The sequence below is a fragment of the Saliphagus sp. LR7 genome, from assembly GCF_003344565.1.
GTDB lineage: Archaea > Halobacteriota > Halobacteria > Halobacteriales > Natrialbaceae > Saliphagus > Saliphagus infecundisoli.
The window spans coordinates 137,749-159,099 of sequence record NZ_QPND01000002.1 but is presented as its reverse complement, the minus strand read 5'-3'; the positions used below and the strand labels follow the sequence as shown (position 1 = coordinate 159,099).

General features: G+C 67.9%; 22 protein-coding genes and 1 pseudogene. 12 read left to right on the top strand and 11 right to left on the bottom strand.

Annotated features, from left to right (window positions below):
• Positions 1 to 18 precede the first annotated feature (18 nt).
• Positions 19 to 540, top strand: coding sequence for a PadR family transcriptional regulator (locus DVH23_RS03420; RefSeq protein WP_114576038.1), 522 nt, complete (start codon positions 19 to 21; stop codon positions 538 to 540).
• Here the strand turns inward: DVH23_RS03420 and DVH23_RS03415 are convergent.
• Genes DVH23_RS03415 through pyrH form a run of 3 tightly spaced genes read right to left on the bottom strand, consistent with a single transcriptional unit; the run spans position 537 to position 4,859 of the window.
• On the bottom strand, positions 537 to 2,375 hold the full coding sequence (locus DVH23_RS03415; protein ID WP_114576037.1) for a site-2 protease family protein: 1,839 nt from the start codon (positions 2,373 to 2,375) through the stop codon (positions 537 to 539). The two genes, DVH23_RS03420 and DVH23_RS03415, sit on opposite strands and share 4 nt — an antisense overlap.
• Positions 2,376 to 2,421: 46 nt before the next feature.
• Entirely contained in the window at positions 2,422 to 4,122 is a 1,701-nt protein-coding gene (lysS, locus tag DVH23_RS03410; RefSeq protein WP_114576036.1) for a lysine--tRNA ligase, read from the bottom strand.
• Positions 4,119 to 4,859, bottom strand: coding sequence for a UMP kinase (pyrH, locus tag DVH23_RS03405; RefSeq protein WP_114576035.1), 741 nt, complete (start codon positions 4,857 to 4,859; stop codon positions 4,119 to 4,121). Before pyrH ends, lysS begins: the two co-directional genes overlap by 4 nt.
• Before the next feature lie 126 nt (positions 4,860 to 4,985).
• On the opposite strand from pyrH, the gene DVH23_RS03400 reads away from it, so the two are divergent.
• Complete coding sequence (locus DVH23_RS03400; protein WP_114576034.1) at positions 4,986 to 5,831, top strand: molybdopterin synthase; 846 nt, start codon at positions 4,986 to 4,988, stop codon at positions 5,829 to 5,831.
• Between the two features lie 62 nt (positions 5,832 to 5,893).
• Here DVH23_RS03400 and DVH23_RS03395 read toward each other — a convergent pair whose 3' ends face one another.
• Both DVH23_RS03395 and DVH23_RS03390 read right to left on the bottom strand, forming a co-directional pair.
• Positions 5,894 to 6,886: a ribonucleotide-diphosphate reductase subunit beta gene (locus DVH23_RS03395; RefSeq protein ID WP_114576033.1), complete on the bottom strand. Its 993-nt coding sequence runs from the start codon at positions 6,884 to 6,886 to the stop codon at positions 5,894 to 5,896.
• Positions 6,887 to 6,921: 35 nt separating this feature from the next.
• Complete coding sequence (locus DVH23_RS03390) at positions 6,922 to 9,306, bottom strand: ribonucleoside-diphosphate reductase subunit alpha (protein ID WP_114576032.1); 2,385 nt, start codon at positions 9,304 to 9,306, stop codon at positions 6,922 to 6,924.
• A gap of 200 nt (positions 9,307 to 9,506) precedes the next feature.
• Between DVH23_RS03390 and DVH23_RS03385 the strand changes: the two genes are divergently transcribed.
• From DVH23_RS03385 to DVH23_RS03365, 5 genes are all read left to right on the top strand, one after another.
• A complete protein-coding gene (locus tag DVH23_RS03385; protein ID WP_114576031.1) occupies positions 9,507 to 10,409 on the top strand; it encodes a DMT family transporter in 903 nt (300 codons plus the stop codon).
• Between the two features lie 36 nt (positions 10,410 to 10,445).
• Positions 10,446 to 11,144 carry a molybdopterin-binding protein gene (locus DVH23_RS03380; protein ID WP_114576030.1) on the top strand — a complete coding sequence of 233 codons (699 nt, stop codon included), beginning with the start codon at positions 10,446 to 10,448 and terminating at the stop codon, positions 11,142 to 11,144.
• A gap of 202 nt (positions 11,145 to 11,346) precedes the next feature.
• Positions 11,347 to 12,420 carry an ATP-NAD kinase family protein gene (locus DVH23_RS03375; RefSeq protein ID WP_114576029.1) on the top strand — a complete coding sequence of 358 codons (1,074 nt, stop codon included), beginning with the start codon at positions 11,347 to 11,349 and terminating at the stop codon, positions 12,418 to 12,420.
• Between the two features lie 82 nt (positions 12,421 to 12,502).
• Entirely contained in the window at positions 12,503 to 13,534 is a 1,032-nt protein-coding gene (locus DVH23_RS03370; RefSeq protein ID WP_114576028.1) for a phosphate uptake regulator PhoU, read from the top strand.
• 27 nt (positions 13,535 to 13,561) lie between these two features.
• Entirely contained in the window at positions 13,562 to 14,065 is a 504-nt protein-coding gene (locus tag DVH23_RS03365; protein WP_114576027.1) for a DUF5797 family protein, read from the top strand.
• Here the strand turns inward: DVH23_RS03365 and DVH23_RS03360 are convergent.
• Both DVH23_RS03360 and DVH23_RS03355 read right to left on the bottom strand, forming a co-directional pair.
• On the bottom strand, positions 14,062 to 15,102 hold the full coding sequence (locus DVH23_RS03360) for a DUF5787 family protein (RefSeq protein ID WP_114576026.1): 1,041 nt from the start codon (positions 15,100 to 15,102) through the stop codon (positions 14,062 to 14,064). The genes DVH23_RS03365 and DVH23_RS03360 overlap by 4 nt on opposite strands.
• Before the next feature lie 74 nt (positions 15,103 to 15,176).
• The gene (locus tag DVH23_RS03355; protein ID WP_114576025.1) at positions 15,177 to 15,626 is read right to left on the bottom strand and encodes a bis(5'-nucleosyl)-tetraphosphatase; all 450 of its coding nucleotides are present in this window, start codon (positions 15,624 to 15,626) and stop codon (positions 15,177 to 15,179) included.
• 128 nt (positions 15,627 to 15,754) lie between these two features.
• Between DVH23_RS03355 and DVH23_RS03350 the strand changes: the two genes are divergently transcribed.
• From DVH23_RS03350 to DVH23_RS03340, 3 genes are all read left to right on the top strand, one after another.
• Positions 15,755 to 16,081: an uS10/mL48 family ribosomal protein gene (locus DVH23_RS03350; protein ID WP_114576024.1), complete on the top strand. Its 327-nt coding sequence runs from the start codon at positions 15,755 to 15,757 to the stop codon at positions 16,079 to 16,081.
• 38 nt (positions 16,082 to 16,119) lie between these two features.
• On the top strand, positions 16,120 to 16,506 hold the full coding sequence (locus DVH23_RS03345) for a hypothetical protein (protein WP_114576023.1): 387 nt from the start codon (positions 16,120 to 16,122) through the stop codon (positions 16,504 to 16,506).
• 62 nt (positions 16,507 to 16,568) lie between these two features.
• Positions 16,569 to 17,870, top strand: coding sequence for an amidohydrolase (locus DVH23_RS03340; RefSeq protein ID WP_114576022.1), 1,302 nt, complete (start codon positions 16,569 to 16,571; stop codon positions 17,868 to 17,870).
• Between the two features lie 140 nt (positions 17,871 to 18,010).
• On the opposite strand, the gene DVH23_RS03335 is transcribed toward DVH23_RS03340, so the two are convergent.
• The 4 genes and pseudogenes from DVH23_RS03335 to DVH23_RS03320 all read right to left on the bottom strand — a co-directional run bounded on the left by DVH23_RS03335 (position 18,011) and on the right by DVH23_RS03320 (position 20,518).
• A complete protein-coding gene (locus DVH23_RS03335; RefSeq protein ID WP_232833691.1) occupies positions 18,011 to 18,277 on the bottom strand; it encodes a hypothetical protein in 267 nt (88 codons plus the stop codon).
• A 19-nt stretch (positions 18,278 to 18,296) separates the two neighbouring features.
• Positions 18,297 to 18,413, bottom strand: a pseudogene (locus DVH23_RS25125) (RNA-guided endonuclease TnpB family protein); the annotation flags it as partial.
• 98 nt (positions 18,414 to 18,511) lie between these two features.
• Positions 18,512 to 18,835 (bottom strand): helix-turn-helix domain-containing protein, encoded by a 324-nt coding sequence (locus tag DVH23_RS03325; protein ID WP_114576021.1) that lies wholly within the window; start codon positions 18,833 to 18,835, stop codon positions 18,512 to 18,514.
• 294 nt (positions 18,836 to 19,129) lie between these two features.
• On the bottom strand, positions 19,130 to 20,518 hold the full coding sequence (locus DVH23_RS03320; protein ID WP_114576020.1) for a geranylgeranyl reductase family protein: 1,389 nt from the start codon (positions 20,516 to 20,518) through the stop codon (positions 19,130 to 19,132).
• Positions 20,519 to 20,602: 84 nt separating this feature from the next.
• Here DVH23_RS03320 and DVH23_RS03315 point away from each other — a divergent pair, with 84 nt between their 5' ends.
• Positions 20,603 to 20,932, top strand: coding sequence for a 2Fe-2S iron-sulfur cluster-binding protein (locus DVH23_RS03315; protein ID WP_114576019.1), 330 nt, complete (start codon positions 20,603 to 20,605; stop codon positions 20,930 to 20,932).
• 151 nt (positions 20,933 to 21,083) lie between these two features.
• Positions 21,084 to 21,284, top strand: coding sequence for a hypothetical protein (locus DVH23_RS03310; protein ID WP_114576018.1), 201 nt, complete (start codon positions 21,084 to 21,086; stop codon positions 21,282 to 21,284).
• The last annotated feature ends 67 nt before the right edge of the window (positions 21,285 to 21,351 follow it).

The following is a 21,351-nucleotide window of genomic DNA, read 5'->3' as shown; positions in this document are numbered from 1 at the left end:
CCCTCTGAACCTCGCCCAATGCGGAAGAGCGGCCCGCCGAAGGGACTGATCGCGTATCTCGTCTTCGAACTACTCGAGGAGAAACCCCGGTACGGCTACGAGATCTTGAAGGAGATACGCGAGATCAGCGGCGGGCACTGGGAGCCCTCCTACGGCTCGGTGTACCCGATCCTCTACAAGTTCGAGGAGAAAGGGTGGGCCGAGCGAATCGACCGGGAGGACGAGCCCGACAGGAAATACTTCGAACTCACGGAGTCGGGCCGCGACGAACTCGCCGACCGGCGCGAGGACATCGCGGGGAAGGCCCGCGACTTCGCGGACACGATCCTCGGCTTCTTTCACGTCTACGCCGCGTTCTCGACCGACGACCGCTTCGAGGTCCCCGCCACCGAGGGGCAATGGCGCTTCGACGAGGAGTTTTCGGCCTGGATCGTCGAACAGCTCGTCCGCCACCACGACCACTACTTCGAGACCGAGTTCGAGCGCATCGAGGCGACGCCCGAAGAGTTCTACGAGCGCCACGGGATCGAGGACTCCTAGCCGGCGAACAGCTGGGGCCCGAAGATCATCAGCATGAAGCTGACCAGCATCGCCAGCCCGATGGTCGTCGTCACCGTCCGGACCATCCCCCGGGTCGCGTCGATCGGCAGCCGGGAGACGACCGCTTCCGTCGAGGTCCGGAGGATGTGCCCGCCGTCGAGCGGAAACGCGGGAATGCAGTTGAAGAATCCGAGCTGGACGTTGATCCAGCCGGTCCAGAAGAGGACGTTCGCGAGCCCGAGCACGCCGCCGGTCCCCACGAAAGAGAGGGGGCCCTGCGCCCGATAAAAGTTCTCGATCCCGCCGGCAAAGCCCGCGAAGTTGAACGGAAGCTGGCCGGTGATCCCCGCGATCGGGAGAAACAGCGTGACGGCGATCTTCCCGAGGAACGACTCGACGGCCCCGACGCCGGCCGCGTCGGGGTCGCCGCCGCCTAAGAGCACGAGGTAGTCGTTTGCGGGGTAGAGCTGGACCCCCGAATCGCTGATCGAGACGCCCGAGACCCCCGGCTGCCACTGATTGTAGCCCAGCACGCCGCCGCCCGTCTGGGCGCTTCGCTCGCCCAGCGTGACCTCGTAGCTCGCTCGCTCGCCGTCGACGTAGCCCGCGACGCTCACCTCGTCGCCGGGATCGGTCTCCCCGAGTGCGGCCTCGAGTTCGTCGTAGGCGGCGACCCGCTCGCCCTCGAACTCGGTCACGATCAGGTCCTCGCCGGCGGGCGCGCCGGCCTCCGCGATGGGACCGCCCTCGAGGACGGTGACCGTCGCGCCGATCGGGATCCGGTGGTCGCTTTCGGTGCCGTCCCGTTCGGCGGTCACCGTGGCGACCTCGCTGGCCCCGACCGCCTCGAAGAACTCGGCTTCGGTCCGGACCGGCTCGCCGTCGACGGCGACGATCCGGTCGCCCTCGATCAAGCCGGTGGGCCCCTCGGCGGGGGCGGCCATCACCAGCAGGGCGCGATCGACCGCCACCTCGCGGTCGCCGTCGATCTCGACGGTCACGTCGTCGCCCTCGGCCTCCGCGAGCGCGGCCTCGAGGCCGTCGTTGTCGGCGACCGGGGTCCCGCCGACGGCGGTGATCCGGTCGCCCCCGGAGATCCCGGCGTCGTCGGCGGGCGAGCCCTGGGGGACGCCGCCGACGGCGGCGCCGGGTGCGAGCCCGATCGAGGCGATCACGGGACCGAAGAGGAGCGCGAAGGCGACGACGGTGACCGCGAAGTTGTTGGTGACGCCGGCGGCGAACATCCGGGTCTGGGCGCCCCGGTCGGCCTCGTACTGCTCGTCCTCGTCGGGTTCGACGAAGGCGCCGATCGGGATCACGGCGAGGGTGGCGATCCCCATCGACTCGATCCCGATGTCCTCGACCCGACAGAGCAGCCCGTGGCCGCCCTCGTGGACGACCAGCCCGACCAGCAGGCCGGCGACGATCCCAGGCGTGGCCGAAAGCGGCAGGAAGTCGTTGACGCCGGGGATCACGAGCACGTTCCGGGGCTGCTGGATCGCCGTCGTCTCGGTGGTCTGGAGCGCGGCGTAGGCCGCAAACAGGAGCACGACGAACATGGCCACCATCACGACCAGGGCCATCCCGATGCCGACGTTCGCCCACGCCCGCCAGAACCGCTTCGGTCCGGCGAGGCGGTTCAGAAACGCCCGCCCCCGCTTCGTGTGGATCGTGGTCAGCGGCCCCTGGGTGCCGACGTAGTCGGGCAGGAGCCCCCGGCGACGGAGGACGATCAGGGCGAACCAGTAGGCGAGGAGCCCGACGACGACCCAGGTGAGTGGATTCGAGAGGGGAACCTCGGGGAAAGGAAACGCTGCAGCGGGGCCGACGTCCATTAGGGACCCCTCCGGGCGGCGCTCTCAAAGGGCTTTTGCCCCGCGGTCACCGCTCCCGGCGCAGCCTGGCGACGACGAACTCCCGGTCGACCTTCGCGAGGAACGGACCCAGCTTGGGACCCTGCTCGTCGTCGAAAAAGAGGCGATAGCCCGCCCCGAAGAAGTCGCCGACGTCGATGTCGTGGCGCTTTGCGGTCTCGTAGATCTCGCCCTGGATCGCCTCGGCGTCGTTGCCCGCCTCGATGAAGTCGGCGAGCTCCTCGAGCGCGCGTTCGGTGTCGGCGTCGAACTCGTGGTCCGGAAGGACCGTCCGCTTGAGTTCGTAATCGAACTCGTTTCCGGTCTCCCTGGCCCACGTCCGGGCGCGCTCGACCCGCGCCAGGGCCTCCTCGATCGCCCACTCGGGGGCGTCCTCGGGGACGTGTCCCTCCCGGCGTGCGATCTCCTCGCGGAGCGCGGGGTCGTCGGTCATCCCGAGGACTGCCGCAAAGGTGTAGGGCAGGCGGATCCGTTCCCGGCGGTCCTCGAGTTCGCCTTCCTCCTTACCGACCACGAGCGGGTAGACCCGGTCGGCGAACGCCCGCTCGTCCTCGCTGGCCTCGACTTCCCCGAAGTAGATCGCCTCGAACCGGTCGAACTCGTCGACGAGTTGGTCGAGGCGTTCGATGCTGAAGTCCCGGGCCGTGGTCGGATCCTTCGCGAAGAAGTATCGGAGGACCTCGGGCTCCAACATCTCTAAGACCTCGGAGACGAGAATGACGTTCCCTTCCGACGAGGAGAACGGTTCGCCGTCGAGGGTGAACCACTCGTAGACCATCGGAACCGGCGGCTCGATCGCCAGGACGTTCCGGGCGACGTCCTCGCCACTGGGCCAGGAACCCTCGGCGTGGTCCTTCCCGAACGGTTCGAAGTCCACCGTCAACGCCTGCCACTGGGCGGGCCACTCGAAGCGCCAGGGCATCTTCCCCTCCCGGAGCGTGGCGGTCCCCTCGTGGCCACAGCCCTCGATCGTCCGGTCGCCGGCCTTCATGTCGGTACATCGGTAGTCGACGGTGTTCTCGCCCAGATCGATGCCCGTGACCGTCTCCGTGATCTTGCCACAGTCGCTACACCGGGGGTTGAACGGGACGTAGTCGTCGTTGACCTTGTCCTGGTAGGCCGAGAGCACCTCCCGAGCGCGCTCGCGGTTGGCGAGGACGTGGCGGGTCGCCTCCTCGAGCCTGCCCGACTCGTAGAGCTCCGTCGTCGAGTGGAGTTCGATCGGGACGTCGAGGGCGTCGGCGCTCTGCTGGATGATGTTCGAGAAGTGCTCCCCGTAGGAGCCACAGCAGCCGAACGGGTCGGGAATCTCCGTGTACGGAACCCCCAGGTTCCGCCCGAGCGCGCCCGCGTCCACCTCGCCGAGATCGACGAGGTTCCCCTCGAGGTCGGCGAGGGTTCGGGGCAGCTTCCGCAGGGGATCGGCGTCGTCGGCAGTAAAGACTTGCCGGACGTCGTGGCCGCGCTCGCGGAGAACTTCGGCGACGTAGTACCCCCGCATGATCTCGTTGACGTTGCCCAGGTGGGGCACACCCGACGGCGAGATCCCGCCCTTGACGACGATCGGGTCGTCCTCGTCTCGCGTACCCGCTCGCCGATGGCGAGCGATCCGTTCTTCGACCCTGTCGGCGACCGTATCGGCCCAGAAGGCGTGGCGGTCGTCGCCGTCGTCCTGGAGGGTGTACGGCCCCTCCCTCTCGCCGCTCATCGCTGCTCGGTCCCGATCTCGTTGTCGGCCCAGTAGGTCGGCTTCTCGCCGACGCCCTCGGGGATCACGTCCGTGCCGTCGTGGTCGCCGTACCGGACCGCCCGGGCGATCCGGGCGGGGTCGGTACCGTCCAGAACGATGGTGCGCATCCCCGCACGCTGGATGATCTTCGCCGCGAGCAGATCGACGGGCGCCGAGGAGCCGGCGTCCATGTCGATGTCCGCGATGACGTCGACGAGGTCGGTCGCCGAGAGCTCGTCGTACTTCGTTGCGTCGGCGTCCTCCTCGGGATCGGCGCTGTAGACCCCGGGGACGCTCGTCGCGTAGATCAACAGGTTCGCGTCGACGTACTCCGCGAGGGCGGCGGCGACGGCGTCGGTCGTCTGGGCCGGGGCGACCCCGCCCATCACGCAGACGTCGCCCCCCCGGAGTGCGTCACCGGCCTCCTCGTAGTCGAGAGCCGGCGCCGTCGCCGCGTCCTCGCCCAGCGCCGCGATCAGCAACCGGGCGTTGAGCCGGGTGACGTCGATGCCGAGCTGGTCGAGTTCGATCTCGTTTGCGCCCAGGTCGCGGGCGGCCCCGATGTACTCCCGGGCGACGCCGCCGCCGCCGACGACGCAACCGACCCGGCAGCCGTCCTCGAGGAGGTCCTCGACGACGGCGGCGTGTTCGGCGACCCGGTCGGAACCGAGGTCGGGAACGAGCACGCTCCCGCCGATGGAGACGACCACTTTCATGCTACCGCGGTGTAGCCCGCTCCCTCTCTTAAGGGTTGCCAACTGGTCGGCAACGGAGGCGAGAGCGCCCAGCAGCGAGCGATGGCGAGCGACAGCTAGAAGGCCCGCCCGCGCGTCCGTCGGGACATGCACGTGCTCGGGATTCTCGACGGCGGTGCCGGCGAGGAGACCGTAGAACGCTGTCTCGACCGGCTCGTCTCCGAGCTTGGCGGTCGGGGCCGGGTCGGCGTCGTCCGCTACGACGCGACGATCGCCGACGGGCTCCACATGCCCGAGACGGGACCGGCAACCGGCAGCGACGTCACCTACGAGCTCGGCGCCGACGGCGACTGGCTCGCCTCCGGCACCGGCCTCTCGATCACGGAAGCCCTCGACTCGCTCGCGATCGACTGTGCGTACGCCGTCGTCGTCGGCGTCCCCTCGCTCGACGAGCCGACGGTCGTCGTCGGTGACGCCGATTCGGGGGTCGGCGACGCGGAGGCCGGCGAGATGCTCGCGGCGGTCTCCGGTCCGGGCGAACTCGAGCCGGACGGCGTTGCCGACGAGCTCGAGGACCACGAGCCCTACGAGACCCTCGAGTCGCTCGTCCGGGCGGTCAAACGCTCGCCACGGGCCGAGCGCGCGGGCGCCATCGCGACGTTCACGGGACGGGTCCGCGCGAAGGACTCGGCCGACGACGCCCGGACCGAAGCCCTCAAGTTCGAGAAGTACGACGGCGTCGCCGACCGGCGGATGGGCGAGATCCGCGAGGAACTCGAGGCCCGAGAGGGGGTGTATGAGGTCCGCCTCCACCACCGGACCGGGGTCGTCCGCGACGGCGAGGACATCGTCTTCGTCGTCGTCCTCGCGGGCCACCGCGGGGAGGCCTTTTCGACCGTTGAGGACGGGATCAATCGTCTGAAAGACGAGGTGCCGCTGTTCAAAAAGGAAATCACGGTCGAGGACGAGTTCTGGGTCCACGACCGTCCCTGAGTCGGTCTTGCCGGCCCCGAGAGGCTTCACCGGCCCTTCGCGGGGCGAGATCCCGGCGACGACTACCAGTCCAGCGAGCCTCCGCTCTGGTACTCCGTCACCTGCGTCTCGAAGAAGTTCTTCTCCTTGTTCAGGTCGACCTGCTCGGAGAGCCACGGGAACGGGTTCTCGGTCCCGTACTGGGGGTCCATCTCGAGTTGACCCAGCCGCCGGTCGGCGACGTACTCGACGTACTCGACGAACCCCTCGGAACTCATCCCGAGGACGTCCTCGGGACAGGCCTCACGGGCGTAGCGGGCCTCGAGTTCGACGGCCTCGCGGACGAGTTCCGCGATCTCGGCCTCGAACTCGTCGGTCCAGACCGCGGGATTCTCCGCGCGGATCTCGGAGATCAGGTCGGTGCCGAAGCCGACGTGGAGGGACTCGTCGCGCATGATGTACTCGAACTGCTGGCCGACGCCGACCATCCGGTCGCGGCGTTTGAGCCCGAGCATCATCGCGAACCCCGCATAGAAGAAGATCCCCTCCATGATGACGTAGAAGCCCACGAGGTCCCGGAGCAGGGCACGAACGTCCTCGGGGCCGTCGAGGGAGAAGTCGGGGTCGTCGATGGCCTGCGTGAGATCGACGACGAAGGCGTCCTTTGCCTCGATTGCGGGCACCCGGTCGTACATGCCATAGAGGTACTCGGGTTCGAATCCCAGGCTGTCACAGCAGTAGATGAACGTGTCCGTGTGGATCGCCTCCTCGTAGGCCTGCCTGAGGAGGTACTGGCGGCATTCGGGCGCGGTGATGTACTCGTAGAGCGCGAGGACGACGTTGTTCGCGGTCAGTGATTCGGCCGTCGAGAAGAAGCCAAGGTTCCACTCGACGAGCTGGCGCTCGCCCTCCGTGAGCGCGTCGCCGTTCCACTGGGAGACGTCCTCGCCCATCGGGATCTCGGCGGGCACCCAGTTGTTCGCGACCCCGGCCTCGTAGTACTCGCGGGCCCAGGGGTAGTCGATCGGGAGGATCTTGTTCGGGTCGTGTTCGGCGTCGGCGTCGATGACTGGCATGGTGTAGTGGAGGTTGTTCGGAGTAATCAGGGCGGTTACTGGCAGGCGTCGCAGGTCGGATCGGAGACGGTGGCGAGTCCCGACTCGCCGTCGCCGTCGGCATCGCGGTCGTGGGTCGAGCCGTACTCGGCCATGTCGAGCGTGGATTTCTCGATCCCGGAGGCGCCGAGGGTGCGGAGGTAGTAGGTGGTCTTCAGGCCGAGTTCCCACGCTGTCCGGTAGACCGAATCGAGCAGCGAGCCGTCGGTCGAGGGAAAGAAGACGTTGTGGGAGATCGACTGGTCGATCCAGGTCCCCCGGTGGGCCGTCAGGCGAAGCTGGTGGCGCGGGTCGATCTCGAAGGCGCCCCGGTACAGTTCCTTCAACTCCTCGGGGATCGACTCTACCTCCTGGATCGCCCCGTCGTGGTACTTGATCCGATCGACCATCTCCTCGTCCCAGAGGTCCCGCTCTCGGAGATCCGAGACGAGGTGGTCGTTGACGATGGTGAAGTCGCCGGACATGTTCGACTTCACGTAGAGGTTCGAGTAGATCGGCTCGATCGACGGCGAGGTGCCGTTGATCGTCGAGACGGTCGCCGTCGGCGCGACGGCCATCGTGTTCGAGTTGCGCATTCCGTGCTCGGCGACGTGTTCGCGAACCGGCTCCCAATCCAACTGTTCCTCGCGGTCGGTCGGGATCTTCCGTCCTCGCTCGGACTCGAGCAGGTCGACGGTGTCCTGGGGGAACAGGTCCCGATCCCACTTCGAGCCCTCGAAGGAGGGGTAGGCGCCGCGTTCGGCCGCGAGGCGGGAACTCCCCATGATCGCTTCCCGGGAGACGAACTCCTGCCAGCGGTTGGCGACCTCGATCGCCTCCTCGCTCGCCATCGGAACCCCGACCTCCATCAGCGCGTCGTGAAAGCCCATGACCCCGAGGCCGACCGGACGGTGACGGGAGTTCGAGCGTTCGGCTTCCTCGGTCGGATAAAAGCAGAGATCGACGACGTTGTCGAGCATCCTCGTCGCGGTCTCGATCGTGTCCTCCAGACGGTCGCGGTCCAGCTCTCCCTCCGTGACGTGGGTCGCAAGGTTGACGCTGCCGAGGTTGCAGACGGCGTGTTCGTCGCTCGCGGTGTTGAGCGTGATCTCGGTACAGAGGTTCGAGGAGTGGACCGTGCCGGCGTGGTCCTGGGGGCTGCGGACGTTACAGGGGTCCTTGAACGTGAGCCAGGGGTGGCCGGTCTCGAACAGTCGGGTGAGCAGCGTCCGCCAGAGTTCGGCGGCCTCGACGGTCTCGTGCTGGCGAAACTCGCCCTTTTCGGCCTGGCGCTCGTACTCGCGGTAGCGTTCGGCGAACGCCTCGCCCGTGAGTCCGTGGAGGTCGGGGGTCTCGTCGGGCGAAAAGAGCGTCCACTCTTCTCCTGCTTCGACGCGTTCCATGAACAGGTCCGGGATCCAGGCCGCTGTGTTCATATCGGGGGTGCGCCGGCGCTCGTCGCCCGTGTTGCGTTTCAGGTCGAGGAACGCGGGGAAGTCGGCGTGCCAGATCGCGAGGTAGGCACACGCCGCACCCCGCCGTTTCCCCGAGCGGTTGATCGCGCCCGTCACGTCGTTGCTGATCCGGAGGAAGGGGACGACGCCCGTCGATTCGACCCCCGTGGACTCGATGAGCGCGCCCTCCGCGCGGAGGTTCGTCCAATCGTTGCCCAGTCCGCCGCTCCACTTCGAGAGCTTTGCGTGTCCCTTGTAGCCGTCGAAGATCGCCTCGAGGTCGTCCTCGACGGTCGTCAGGTAACACGACGAGAGCTGTGGGTGGGTCGTTCCGCTGTGAAAGAGGGTGGGCGTCGAGGGCGTGAACTCCAGGTTCGAGAGCACGTCGTAGAACTCCCGGGCGCGGGCCTGGGGGTCGTCCTCCTCCAGGGCGAGGCCCATCGCGACACGCATCCAGAACCCCTGTGGGAGTTCCAGCGGGCGGCCCTCGTTCGTCGAGAGGAAGTACCGCTCGGTTAGCGTCACCATCGCCATGTACTCCAGCGAGCGATCGCGGTCGGGTTCGATGGCCGACGCCAGTTCCTCGAGATCGAAGCGTTCGGCCATCCGGTCGTCGAGGAGGCCGGTCTCGACCCCCTCCTCGATGCCCGCGACGAACGCCTCGCGGTAGCCCTCGGGGCCATCGGGCAGTTCGTCCGTGACCTCCCGATAGTGGCGCTCGCGGACGACGGCGCCGGCGACCGCTTTCAGTTCGGGCACCCGCTCAATCCGGGCCGAAAGGGCGTTGACGGTCGCCTCGTACACCTCTTCCGTGGAGGCGCCAGCGTAGAGATCGCGCTCGATCTCGCCGGCGAGGTCGTCCCATTCCGTGAAATTCGTTTCCTGGCCCGTCCGGGCCCGCTCGAGTATCGATCGAACGTCGTCGGATTGGATGGCGTTGTGACTCATGATATCGGAGTGGAGGGATGCGACGTGGCCGCCGCTTGCGGCCGTCGCGGGCGATCTCCCCGTCCTTCGTGCAGTAGCGACTGTCCGGCCGGCCCACCATAAATCTTCCCAACGTAGTTTCAGTAGAACAAGTTAGTTTTCACTCCGGTCTCGACGGCACATCCGGAACGGGTTTGGCTCCCCGGAAGCACGGCCCGAACGTGTTTCGGGACCTCCAAGTGACCCCCCTTGCGGCGCTGGCCTTCGCCGTCCTCGCGGCGAGCTCGAGCGCGATCCTCGTTCGGTGGAGCGCAGCCCCGAGTTCGGTCGCCGCCCTCTACCGGGTTCTGTTCACGGTGGGGATCGTCGCACCCATCGCCCTCGCCCGGCCCGCCGACCGAGCGGCGTTCGCGCGCTTTTCCCGCCGGGATCTCGCGTGGGCGGCGGTCGCGGGCGTCGCGCTCGCGGTCCACTTCTCGGCCTGGTTCGAGAGTCTGGGCCACACGAGCGTCGCCGCGAGCGTGACCCTGGTCCAGACCCAGCCCGTTTTCGTGGCTATCGGCGCCGCCCTCCTCCTGGGAGAGCGCGTCGATCGGGTCACGGTCGCGGGGATCGCCGTCGCCCTCGCGGGCGCGACCGCGATGACGTTCGGCGACGCGGGACAGGCCCCGATCTCGGATTCGACCTGGTACGGCAACTCGCTCGCCCTCGTGGGCGCGATCACCGTCGCGGGCTACGTGCTCGCGGGCCGGTCGATCCGCCAGCGCGTCCCCCTCTTTCCGTACGTTACCGTCGTCTACACGGCCTGTGCGCTGACCTTGCTCGGGATCGTCGTCGTCCAGGGCCACGGCCTGTTCGCGTACCCCGCCCGCGAGTGGCTTCTCTTTCTCGCGATGGCCGTCGGTCCCGGCGTCCTCGGCCACACGATCGTCAACTGGGTGCTCGAGCACGTGGAGTCCGTCGTCGTCAGCGTCGCCTGGCTCGGCGAACCCGTCGGTGCGACCCTCCTCGCGTTCGGGTTGCTCGCCGAAGTACCCGATACGATCACGGTCGGCGGCGGGGTCGTCGTCCTCGCGGGGATCTACGTGACGACGGTTCGACGCGAGCGGGGTACCGAGGGGTAGCGAGAGGCATTTGTTCGCCGGCCGCCAAGCCGGGCCATGAACTGCGCGGTCGTCACGGTCGGGGACGAACTGCTCGCCGGGCGGACGACGAACACGAACGCGACCTGGCTCTGTGCCCGCCTGCGCGAGCGGGGCGTCCGGGTCGAGCGCGTGACGACCGTCCCCGACCGCGTGGGCGACATCGCCCGCGTCGTCAACGAGTACCGCGCGGAGTACGACGCCGTCCTCGTCACCGGCGGGCTCGGCCCGACCCACGACGACCTCACGATGGAGGGCGTCGCGGCCGCCCTCGGACGATCCGTCGAAGAGAGTGCGGAGGCCCTCGAGTGGCTCACGGCCGAAGGCGGCTACGCCCGCGAGGACCTCGCGAGCGGGACCGCCGACCTCCCGAAGGGCGCGCGCGCCCTGCACAACGAGGTCGGGGTCGCACCGGGAGCGGCCCTCGCGGGCGTCTACGTCCTTCCGGGGGTTCCGGCGGAGATGGAGGCGATGTTCGAGGCGATCGAGGACGACTTTTCGGGCGAGGCGATCCACCGCGAGGTCGTCGTCGCCAACGAACCCGAGAGCGCGCTGCTCGATCGACTCGAGGAGCTCCAGGCGGAGTTTTCCGTCACCGTGGGAAGCTATCCCGGCGACTCCGTTCGGGTCTCGATCGAGAGCGGCGACGAAGAGGAGGTCGCGGCGGCCGCAGACTGGCTCCGGGCGCGGGTCGCGGGCGTCGAGGACGCCGAGTGAGCTACCGGTAGAGGGAGGCGAGCCAGGCGACGGTGATCAGCAGGCTGGCGACGAGGACGCCCCAGCCGAGGGGTGCGATCGGAACGCTCGCCGAGAGGATCACGGAGATCGGTTCGACCATGCCCGTCGGTCGAACCGCAGCCCCCTTAACAGTTCAGATGCCGACCGGGCGGCTTTTGGAGGCGCCATCCGAACCCGAGCCATGGACGCCGTCGGCGTCGTGGTCAACCCGATCGCGGGGATGGGCGGACGGGTCGGGCTGAAGGGGACCGACGACGCCCTCGAGGAGGCCAGAGAGCGGGGCGCCGAACCGCGCGCGCCCGACCGGGCCCGCGAGGCCCTGGAGGCGCTCGCCCGCCGAAAGCCCGGCCTGACCGTCTACGCCGCCGGCGGGGAGATGGGCGAGACGGAGGCCCGCGAGGCCGGCTTCGACCCCGAGGTCCTCACCGATCCCGGCGAGGAGACGACCGCCGAGGACACGCGAGAGGCGGTCCGGGCGTTCGTAGAGCGAGGGGTCGACCTGGTCTGCTTCGTCGGCGGCGACGGGACGGCCGTCGACGTCGCGGAGGTGCTGACCGACCACGGGGGAGAGACGCCGATGCTCGGCGTCCCCGCGGGCGTGAAGGTCTACTCGTCGGTGTTCGCCGTGAGCCCGGGGGAGGCGGGCCGGATCGCCGCCGAATTCGATCGAATCGAGCCCCGGGAGGTAAACGACATCGACGAGGCCGCTTACCGGGAGGGCAACGTCCGGTCGGAGCTCCGGGCGATCGTTCCGGTGCCCGTCGCCGAGGGGCTCCAGTCGAACAAACAGCTCGCGGGCGGGAGCGTCGAGGCCCTGGCCGCGGGGTTCGCCGCGGAGGTCGAGACCGACACGTGCTACGTCTTCGGGCCCGGGAGCACGGTCGGCGCCATCGAGGACGAACTCGGGTTCGCGGGCTCGCCGCTCGGCGTCGACGTCTGGCGCGACGGCGAGGTCCTCGCCAGCGATGCCTCCGAGGAGGGGATTCTGGAGGTGCTCGACAGCTGCGAGCGGACCGTGATCGTCGTCTCGCCGATCGGGGGCCAGGGTTTCGTCTTCGGGCGAGGCAACCACCAGATCTCGCCGGCAGTCATCGAACGGGCCGAGCGGGTCGAGGTCGTCGCCTCCGACGAGAAACTCGACGGTCTGGAGGTACTGCGGGTCGATATCGACGATCGCGAGATTTCGGAGGGGTTGCGGGGCTGGCGGCGGGTCAGAACGGGCCGGTTTACGACCCGGCTGATCGAACTCGTCTAACCCATCCCCACACCTAGTACCTCGTCCGGATGTATAATTGGTATATAGTCAGGATTAAGGGGTACTGATGCCTACCTCGGGTATGGAAACGCGGAAAGTACAGCGGCTGGGACCCTCGACGCTGGCGATGACCCTGCCCGCGGAGTGGGCGAGCGCCCAGGACGTCGAGAAGGGCGACGAGGTCTCGATCCGGACCAGCGGGAAGGGGACGCTGACGGTGATGCCCGAGTCCGCGAGCACCGAGGAGACCGAGGCGATCATCCACGCCGACAACCTCGATGCCGACGCCGTCGAGCGTGCGATCGTCGCCCAGTACGTCCTCGGCCGGCGGATCATCCGGATCGAAAACGAGGACGGCGCGCTCGCCTCCGACCACATCAACGCCGTCTACCGGGCGGAAACCCAGCTGATGGGCCTGGGCGTGATCGAGGAGACCCCCGAGAACATCTCGATTCGCTGCTCGGTCGACCCCGAGGACTTCACGCTCGACAATCTCCTCGAACGGCTCGAGCGCACCGGCCGGACGATGCGCGGGGAGGCGATCAAGGCCCTGGCCCACGGCAACCCCGACCTCGCCCAGCGGGCGTTGAACCGCGAACGCCAGGCGAACAAGATCTTCGTGCTCCTCCTCCGACTGATCTTCACCGCCTACCAGAACCCGAACCTCGCGCGGGCGGTCGGCCTCGACAGCGGCTTCCCGCTGATCGGCTATCGTTCGATCGCGAAGAACCTCGAACTGACCGCGGACAACGCCGAGGACATCGCCGACATCGTCATGGAGGCCGAGGGCCATTCGTTGAACGTCGACAACCCGACGATGCGCGAGATCCGGGACCTGACCGACCAGGTCGACGAGATCACCGAGATCGCGGTCGACGCCGCCGTCTCCCGGGACTACGACCGGACGATCGAGGCCCGAAAACTGTTCCACGAGATCACCGAACACGAAGGCGAGATCCTCGCGGCGCTCCCCGAGATGGAAAACGAGGATCTGCTCCGGATCCGGGAGGTGCTCGTAAGCCTCCAGCAGACCGCCCAGTACGCCATGCGAAACGCCGAGATCGCGGCGAACCTCGCGCTGAACGAGGAGTCCGAGCACATGACGATCAACTAAAGTTCCGGGATCCGACTACTCCCACGCATGACCCTCTCGGAGGAAGCCACGTCCCGCCTCGCCGACGTCGTCGAGCTCCAGCCGACGAAAAACAGCGAGCTCCAGGAGCGGTGGGGGATGGAAAGCGGCAGCGAGGTCCACCAGTACCTCGAGGGCGAACTCGGCGACTACTACTTCCGGGACGACAACAGCCTGATCCGGGCGACGAGCGAGGCCGCAGAGCTCGTCGACGTCGAACCGGGAATCGACAGCGACCCCGACTCGGAGGGGCCGCCCTCGCGCATCCGAGTTCCGGAGCTCCAGGCCCGGATCGTGGAGGTGCTCGCCGGCCCCGACGAGCGATCCGAGAGCGTCGTTTCCGTGCTCCACAAGCTCCGGGAGGCATACGACGTCGACCCGACGAGCGAGGAGGTCCGCGAGGGGCTCCAGGCGCTCCGGCGCAAGGACGTCGTGGAGATCGAGTACCGGACCGTTCCGACGTTCCGGCTCGCGGTCGAACGCGACGAGTTCGAGGTCTCGGTCGCCGACTAGAGGTCCGGACGCTGCCGACGCCGCCGCTCCTCCAACAGTCGCCGACAGCCCTTCCCCGGACCGCCCTCGATCGGCCAGCCCCGGCCGCGCCAGGCCGGGGGTTCGGGTTCGAAGCCCGGACACGACCCCGAACACTCACTTGCGGTCTGTTCGCGCTCCTTTTCGGTGCAGTGGGGCCGGAGCAGCTCCGACGCCGCTCCCGCAGGGCGTAGCTCGAAGCCCCGACAGTCCGGGCGCATCGAGTCGATATAGGAGCGCCACCCCCGCTCGTAGGCGCGTTCGGCGATCTCGAGTCGCGTCTCGACTTTCTCCTCGCCGGGAACGTACTCGAATCGGGCGGCGGAGGAATCGCCCCGGCCACCTGTCGGGCGTTCCTCGATTCGGGTCCCCGGCTCCGCGACCGACAGGGTTCGGGGATGCCAGGCGACCTCGGCCGACAGCTCCTCGGCATCGAACGCGAGAATGCCGACCTCGACGGGGAGGTCCTCGAGCAGTGCGGGCTCGACGGACTCGCCGGTCGTCCGGGTCGCGACCCACACCTCGTCGGCGAGCGCCAGCGCGACGTCGTGTTCTAGCTGGTCGCCCAGGACGCGGGCCGCGCTCGCCTCGAGGTCGGGCTTGTTCTCGATGGCGATCACCCGACGGAGCCAGTCGGGGTAGGGCCACTTCCGGCGGATCTCGATGCGATTACCCCGCTTTCGGGTCTCGAGGATCTCTCTATCCGCGGCCCGGTGGATCGCCTCGCGGACGTACCGCCAGGGGTAGCCCGGATGGGGGAGCGCCTCGCGGTAGTACGCCCACTCCCCGGGGGCGTGGCGGACGACGTCGAGCAGGTCGCCGTCGAGCCGGTCGGGGCCGAACCGCGCGCGTTCGCGGAGCCCCTCGGGGTCGCACTCGAGGACGATCGTGTCCCACCGCCGCCGTTTGGTTCCGAGCTGGCGGGCGACCAGCACCGCCCCCCCTTTCGGGGGCTCCCACTCGCGTTCGGCCCACCGGCACGTCCGGAGCTCGAAGCCGAACTCGCTGGCTCCGTCCATGCGGTCGGATGGAGTTCGGGAACCGAGAGGTCGTCGGTTCGTGGCGTCGCGATCCGGCTCTCCCCGGGTCGGGGTTACTCCTCTTCGGTCTCCTCGTCGTCGGCCTCGTACTCGTCCAGAAAGTCGTCGGCCTGTTCTAAGATCTCGCGGGGGCCGTCCTGGGTGACGGTGTTGACCGCCTGATCGTAGTCGCGCCACTGGAGGTCCCTGTGTTCGGCCGAGAGTTCGGCGCTCGCCTCGAAGGACTCGGCGACGAAGAGGTGGACGGTCTTGTGGATCGTCTTCCCGTTGGCCTGGAAGACGTAGTCGTAGTCCTCCCGGAAGCCGTCGAGTAGCCTGAACTGATCGATGCCTGCTTCCTCTTTGACCTCGCGGATAGCCGTCTGCTGGAGTTCCTCCTGGCCCTCGACGCCGCCCTTGGGGAACTCCCAGTCCCCCGGGCGGCTCTTGAGGAGGAGGTACTCGCGCCGGCCCCGCGTATCCCGGTAGAGGATCGCGCCTGCGCTCGTCGCTTCGACTGCCATTACACCAGTTACCGGGTGAACCGTTAAGAGAATATCGGACCGGTCGTCGGGCGAACACGTTCGTGGGCCGGCGTGGCGGGCGTTCCCGGTCTCAGCAGGTTTTTACCCCTCGGCCGGAAGAGACAGACATGACCTTCGTCACCCGGCTCCGGCTCCAGAGCGGCGACCGGACCGCCCTCGATGGCGTCGTCTCCGAGATCAAAGCCGACGCCGAACGGAAGGGTGCCCAGCTGAAAGGCCCACATACCCACCCGCCCGACGACCTCCGGGTTCCTCAACGGCGCCGGCTCCACGCCGACGACCGCCGGAGCTTCCCGGACTGGTCGTACACCGTCTTCAGCCGGGAACTCGAGATCCACGGCCACGACACCTTCGCCCGCGAGATCGCAGGCAGGGAGTTCCCGAGTTCGGTCCACGTCGAGGCCGAGGTCGAGCGGATCCACGGGATGGGTTAGAGCGAAAAGATATTGTCATCGCGCCGGGACGTTATCGCATGGTCGAGATCGACGTCGCCTCCGTCCTCTCCTTGCTCACCGTGACGGTGTTGGCCGCGGGCCTCACGACCCTGGTCCCGCGGGTCGACGCGATGACCAGGAGCTACCGGAAGTTCCTCGCGCTGACGACGCTCGGGCTCTCCTATCTCGTGCTCTTCCCGCTGCTCCTCTCGATCGTCGTCGAGATCCCGGGCGAGGACCCGATCGGAACCGTGCTGGCGATCGCCGTCGGCTCGTTCGTCCTCTTCGGACTCTCCCTGCTGTACGACGTCTTCGACGACTGGATCCGGCTCTTCGGCGATCCCGACTACAACACCTGGGTCGAGGCCTCACTCGCGCTCGCGGTCGTCGTCTTCCTGTTCGTGATCTTCCTGCTCGGGCCCTGATCGGGTCGGAGACCAACCTCGACATCCGCCAGAGCTTTGGCCTCGCCGCCGGAGTCGTCGGTATGGCCCACACGCAGGACGACCTCGATGACTCTCTCGCCGACCTCCGCCGCGGCTTCCATCGGATCCCCGAACCCGCCTGGTGTGAGTTCCGGACGACCGCCCGACTCGTCTCCGAGCTCGAGGACCGCTTCGAGCCCGACGAGCTCCACGTCGGTCCCGACGCGCTGGCGGGCGAGCACCGACTGGCGGTCCCCGACGACGCCGACCTCGAATCGTGGTACGAACGGGCCCGCGCGGCGGGCGTCGACGAGGACCTCCTCTCCCGCCTCGAAGGAGGCTATACGGGTGCGGTCGCCGTCTTCCGCCAGGGCGACCACGAGAACGGGCCGACGGTCGGCCTCCGGGTCGACATCGACGGCCTCCCCCGAACCGAATCCGACGACGCCGACCACGTGCCCGTCGCCGAGAGCTTCCGATCGGAACACGAGGGCGCGATGCACGCCTGCGGCCACGACGCCCACATGACGATGGGGATCGGGACGATCGAGCGGGTTCTCGAGAGCGAGTTCGAGGGCACCCTCAAGGTCTTCTTCCAGCCCGCAGAGGAGGTCATCGGCGGCGGGAAGGCGATGGCCGAGAGCGACCACATCGAGGACGTCGACTACCTGCTCGCGGTCCACATCGGCCTCGACCACCCCACCGGAGAGGTCGTCGCCGGGATCGGCGGCTTTCTGGCCGTCTCCCACCTCGAAGCACGGTTCACCGGCGAACCCTCCCACGCCGGTGGCCACCCCGAGGAGGGCCGCAACGCGATCCAGGCGATGGCGACCGCCGTCCAGAACTGCTACGGCATTCCCCGGCACTCCGATGGTGCGACCCGGATCAACGTCGGCGTCGTCGACGCCGGCAGCGCCGCGAACATCGTCGCCGAGGAGGCCGAGATTGTCGCCGAAGCCCGCGGCGAGACGACCCACCTCATGGAGTACATGGAAGAGAAGGCCGAGAACGTCCTCGAGACCGCGGCCGCGATGCACGACTGCGAGGTCTCGCTCACCCTCGGCGCGAAAGCCCCCAGCGCCGAAAGCGACGCGGAGATCGCCGCGCTGGTCGCCGATTCTGCGGGGAGCGTCGAGGGCGTCGATTCGGTGCTCGACCACGACGACCTCGGCGGCAGCGAGGACGCGACCTTTCTCATGCAGGCCGTCCAGCAACGGGGCGGCAAAGCCTGTTACGTCGGCGTCGGCACCGACCACCCCGGCGGCCACCACACCGCGACCTTCGACGTGGACGAGGCCAGCCTCCGCCAGGGCGTCGAGACCCTCGCGGGCGCGATCGAACGGATCGGGCGCGAGCGTCCATAGGAAGGTCAACCTGGAGGAATCGATGGATCGTTCTTGGAGAGGGTTTCATACGGATTGCTGTACCGATTTACCGGCGAAACCGCAGAACGGTCGCAGGTTCGCCGGTACTGATTTACAGAAGTCCGTATCAGGCCCGCAGGCTATGGGGTCTCGACCGGCGACTCGAGGTACGTTTCCATCTCCTCGATGACGGTCCGGACGAACGACTCCCGGAGGCGACCCTGACGGCGGACGATCGCGGCGTGTTTCGGCGACGCGACCGACCACGGGGAGGCGTAGCTCTGGCGTGGCATTCCGCCTTCGGCCCAGTCGTCCGGATCGATCGGCACGGTCGCGTCGTGGGGCGTCGTCGTCAGCGTGACCGTCATGTACTCCTCGTCGCCGAACGGGTGGGATGCGTTGGTCAACTACCCCACCCTACTTCGCTCACCCTGACGGGTTCGCTCGTGGAGGGTGGGGCTTGTCCATGAACTCGGCCTCGAACCCATCAGGGTAGGCGGTAAATCCGCCCTTCGGCGTCACCGTTCCAGACTTGAGAATCAGCCACGGTCGCGGGTTCTCGCCGGACTTGAACGGATCGGGTCCCCAGACGACGTCCCCTCGTCGGTAGGTCATTCCCCGTCCTCGACGGCGTGTTCCAGCTACTCCGCGACGTCCTCCTCGCCGAAGCGCTCGTTCGCGGTGCGAGTGCTCTCTGCCATATCGGTGTACGCTGCGACCTCCTCGTCCTCCCCGAGCGCCCAGTAGTTGCCCCTGTGGCGGACGAGGCCGCGCTCTTCCAGTCGGGAGAGGACCACGCTGATGCTGCCGGCTTTCACGCCGGTCGCGTCGCGGATCTCGCTCTGGGTGAACGCCCGGTCCGGGTTGGCGGCCAGAAACTCCATGACCCGCTCCGCGTTGGTTTCGCCGCCGTTCCGCAGTCGGTTCTCGGGCGACGACTCGAAGGTCTCGATATCGATCGGCATACGTATTCGTCGTCGCAGATTGTATTAGATGTATCGGCGTATTTCGCGCTGGCTGCGGACGGATTCTGGGTCGTCCGTCTCGCGTAATTGACCGTCTCAAACGATGGCCGCGAGCGCGCCCCGAGGAACTCGAGGGACGCGCGATCCGGGGAAGGGCAGGGGAGCAAGGTGACCGACCGCGCGACCGCAGGGAGCGCGGGCCGACGACCGACCCGCAGGGGAGGGAGGAGTGCTTTTCATCGACGTTTTGCCGAGGGCGCGACTTCGTCGCGCCCGCAGCGCAAAAGGTCGGTTCTAGTACTTCGGATCGGCGCCCGTCGTCTCGTACACCGACTCCATGACGTGGTCGCGTTCGGCCTGCCAGGCCGGGAAGTTCCGGGGATCGGAGGGATACTGCTCGTAGTGGGCCAGCACCTCGTCGGCCCGGCGTTTGGTCTTGTAGAGGTTCAGGATGGTTCCCCAGTGGCCGTAGCTCTTGAGGAGGGCCTCGAGTTTGAGTTTGAGCCCGATGTCGGTGCTGCCCGAGTAGAGGGCCTCGGCGAGTTTGTCGCCGGGCATTGCGGCGAGCAGGCCCATCAGGTCGTCGACGTCGACCGCCGTCGAGAGCACGTTGTAGACGTCGAGGGCGGCGTAGCGGGCGCCGTAGTGGTCCATCACCCGCTCGTTGTACTCCCAGAGGGCGGCCTCGCTCACGTCGCCCGATTCGATCGCCTCGATGGTCTGTTCGCCGGCGTACTTGCCGGCATAGGCGGCGCCGGCGATGCCGCCGCCGGTCGTAGGGTTGACGTGGCCCGCGGCGTCGCCGACGGCGACGAATCCAGGATGGACCGCCGAGTCGTACGGCCGGCGGGTGGGGAGGGCGGCGCCGAGTTTGTCGGAGACGCGCGCGCCCTCGAACTCGGGGCGCTCGCGGAGGTCGCGTTTCAGATCGTCGACGAGCTTCATCGGTTCCTCGGTCATCTGAAAGCCCAGGCCGGCGTTGATCTCGGTCTCGGTCCGGGGGAAGTACCAGAGGTAGCCCGCCGCGCGCTCGGTGGGTTTGAACACGAGTGCGTCCGACCACTCGACCGGTTCGTCGACGTGGACGATCTCGCGGTAGGCCGAACAGAACTGCGAGTAGGTGACGTTGGTGTCGAACGTCGATTCGGAGAAGTCGACTTTGTCCTGAAGGATCGAGAGCGCGCCCGCGCCGTCTACGACGACCTCGGCGGCGTACTCCTTCGGATCGCCTTTCCGCATCGCGCGCACCCCCGTCACCTGCCCATTGGGCTGGATGACGTCCTGGACGACGGTGTCGTAGTGAAAGTCGACGCCGGCATCGTTCGCGCCCGCGATGACCTGCCGGCCGTACTCCCAGCGATCGACGACCGCGAGCTCGCCGGGGACCGGGATCTCGAGGACGGTGTCCTCCTGGGGGATCTCGAAGCGGCCGTGGTCGACGTCGGTGTTCGTAAAGGCCGGTTCGAGGCGGGATTTGGGGATCACCTCGGGGAAGGCGTCGGCACCCTTCAGGGCGTCGCCACAGGCGATGTGGCCGGCTTCGGACTCGGTCTTTCGTTCAAGAATGCAGACGTCGTAGCCGGCTTCGGCGACGGTCGCCGCGGCGTAACAGCCGGCGGTGCCGGCACCGACCACGACGACGTCGTACTCGGCGGCGCCGGAGGAGCGCGAGGGGGAGCTCATACGGTGGCATGGAGAGCGAAGCGAGAAAACTGTTTATGAGCGGCGATCGCCCGGTCTTTTATACCGGAAGCGTGTAGACGGGCCATGGCCGAGTACACGGTCGAGTTCGTCGGAACGGGGGAACGGATCACCTGTTCGGACACCGAGACGATCCTGGGTCGGTGTATCGAGGAGGGGATCGCCCAGGAGTACTCCTGTCGCGTCGGGATGTGTCTGGCCTGTTCGGCCGAGATTCTCGAAGGAGAAGTGACCCAGCCGGCGGCCCGCGGGCTCACCGAGGCCGAAGCGGAGTCCTACGCCCTGACCTGCATGGCCCGCCCGCAGTCGGATCTCAGGCTCGACCGCGGGAAGTATCCCCCGAGCATCGAGGGCGACCTCGAGTCATCGCCGAGCGGGGCGACGGCCGACGACTGACCCCGGCGTCGGACGCCCGTCGGACGATCCGCGGTCGGTCCCGCTCCCCATGTGATGAACTGTCGTGAATCCGGGCTAATTGGGCGAAATCCGGGCGAGGAGAGGGGAACGAACACGCGAGGTTATGGGAGGACGGCCGAATGACTCCCTCGTGACGAAACAGTGTTCGAACTGCGGCTTTCTCGCAAGCAACCCCCAGCTTTCGGGGGTCTCCCAGCGGTGTCCCGACTGTGAGGAGTGGGTGATCTGGCAGCCCGTCGAGGAGACGGGGACCCGAGCGCCGGGAGCCGATTCCGAGGACGACCGGCTCTCGGCGCTCGCCGATCGGCTCCTTCCCCGGCGACGAGCGTGAAGTAACTCCGAGAGGCCGGTTCCGACGGCCGTCGTTTCGACCCGTTCTCCAAACGACTACGACCCCG

Bases quoted from the DNA above. Each gene is read 5' to 3' on its own strand.
- DVH23_RS03420 (WP_114576038.1), top strand. From the start codon at position 19: ATGCGGAAGAGCGGCCCGCCGAAGGGACTGATCGCGTATCTCGTCTTC.
- DVH23_RS03415 (WP_114576037.1), bottom strand. From the start codon at position 2,375: ATGGACGTCGGCCCCGCTGCAGCGTTTCCTTTCCCCGAGGTTCCCCTC.
- lysS (WP_114576036.1), bottom strand. From the start codon at position 4,122: ATGAGCGGCGAGAGGGAGGGGCCGTACACCCTCCAGGACGACGGCGAC.
- pyrH (WP_114576035.1), bottom strand. From the start codon at position 4,859: ATGAAAGTGGTCGTCTCCATCGGCGGGAGCGTGCTCGTTCCCGACCTC.
- DVH23_RS03400 (WP_114576034.1), top strand. From the start codon at position 4,986: ATGCACGTGCTCGGGATTCTCGACGGCGGTGCCGGCGAGGAGACCGTA.
- DVH23_RS03395 (WP_114576033.1), bottom strand. From the start codon at position 6,886: ATGCCAGTCATCGACGCCGACGCCGAACACGACCCGAACAAGATCCTC.
- DVH23_RS03390 (WP_114576032.1), bottom strand. From the start codon at position 9,306: ATGAGTCACAACGCCATCCAATCCGACGACGTTCGATCGATACTCGAG.
- DVH23_RS03380 (WP_114576030.1), top strand. From the start codon at position 10,446: ATGAACTGCGCGGTCGTCACGGTCGGGGACGAACTGCTCGCCGGGCGG.
- DVH23_RS03375 (WP_114576029.1), top strand. From the start codon at position 11,347: ATGGACGCCGTCGGCGTCGTGGTCAACCCGATCGCGGGGATGGGCGGA.
- DVH23_RS03370 (WP_114576028.1), top strand. From the start codon at position 12,503: ATGGAAACGCGGAAAGTACAGCGGCTGGGACCCTCGACGCTGGCGATG.
- DVH23_RS03365 (WP_114576027.1), top strand. From the start codon at position 13,562: ATGACCCTCTCGGAGGAAGCCACGTCCCGCCTCGCCGACGTCGTCGAG.
- DVH23_RS03360 (WP_114576026.1), bottom strand. From the start codon at position 15,102: ATGGACGGAGCCAGCGAGTTCGGCTTCGAGCTCCGGACGTGCCGGTGG.
- DVH23_RS03355 (WP_114576025.1), bottom strand. From the start codon at position 15,626: ATGGCAGTCGAAGCGACGAGCGCAGGCGCGATCCTCTACCGGGATACG.
- DVH23_RS03350 (WP_114576024.1), top strand. From the start codon at position 15,755: ATGACCTTCGTCACCCGGCTCCGGCTCCAGAGCGGCGACCGGACCGCC.
- DVH23_RS03345 (WP_114576023.1), top strand. From the start codon at position 16,120: ATGGTCGAGATCGACGTCGCCTCCGTCCTCTCCTTGCTCACCGTGACG.
- DVH23_RS03340 (WP_114576022.1), top strand. From the start codon at position 16,569: ATGGCCCACACGCAGGACGACCTCGATGACTCTCTCGCCGACCTCCGC.
- DVH23_RS03325 (WP_114576021.1), bottom strand. From the start codon at position 18,835: ATGCCGATCGATATCGAGACCTTCGAGTCGTCGCCCGAGAACCGACTG.
- DVH23_RS03320 (WP_114576020.1), bottom strand. From the start codon at position 20,518: ATGAGCTCCCCCTCGCGCTCCTCCGGCGCCGCCGAGTACGACGTCGTC.
- DVH23_RS03315 (WP_114576019.1), top strand. From the start codon at position 20,603: ATGGCCGAGTACACGGTCGAGTTCGTCGGAACGGGGGAACGGATCACC.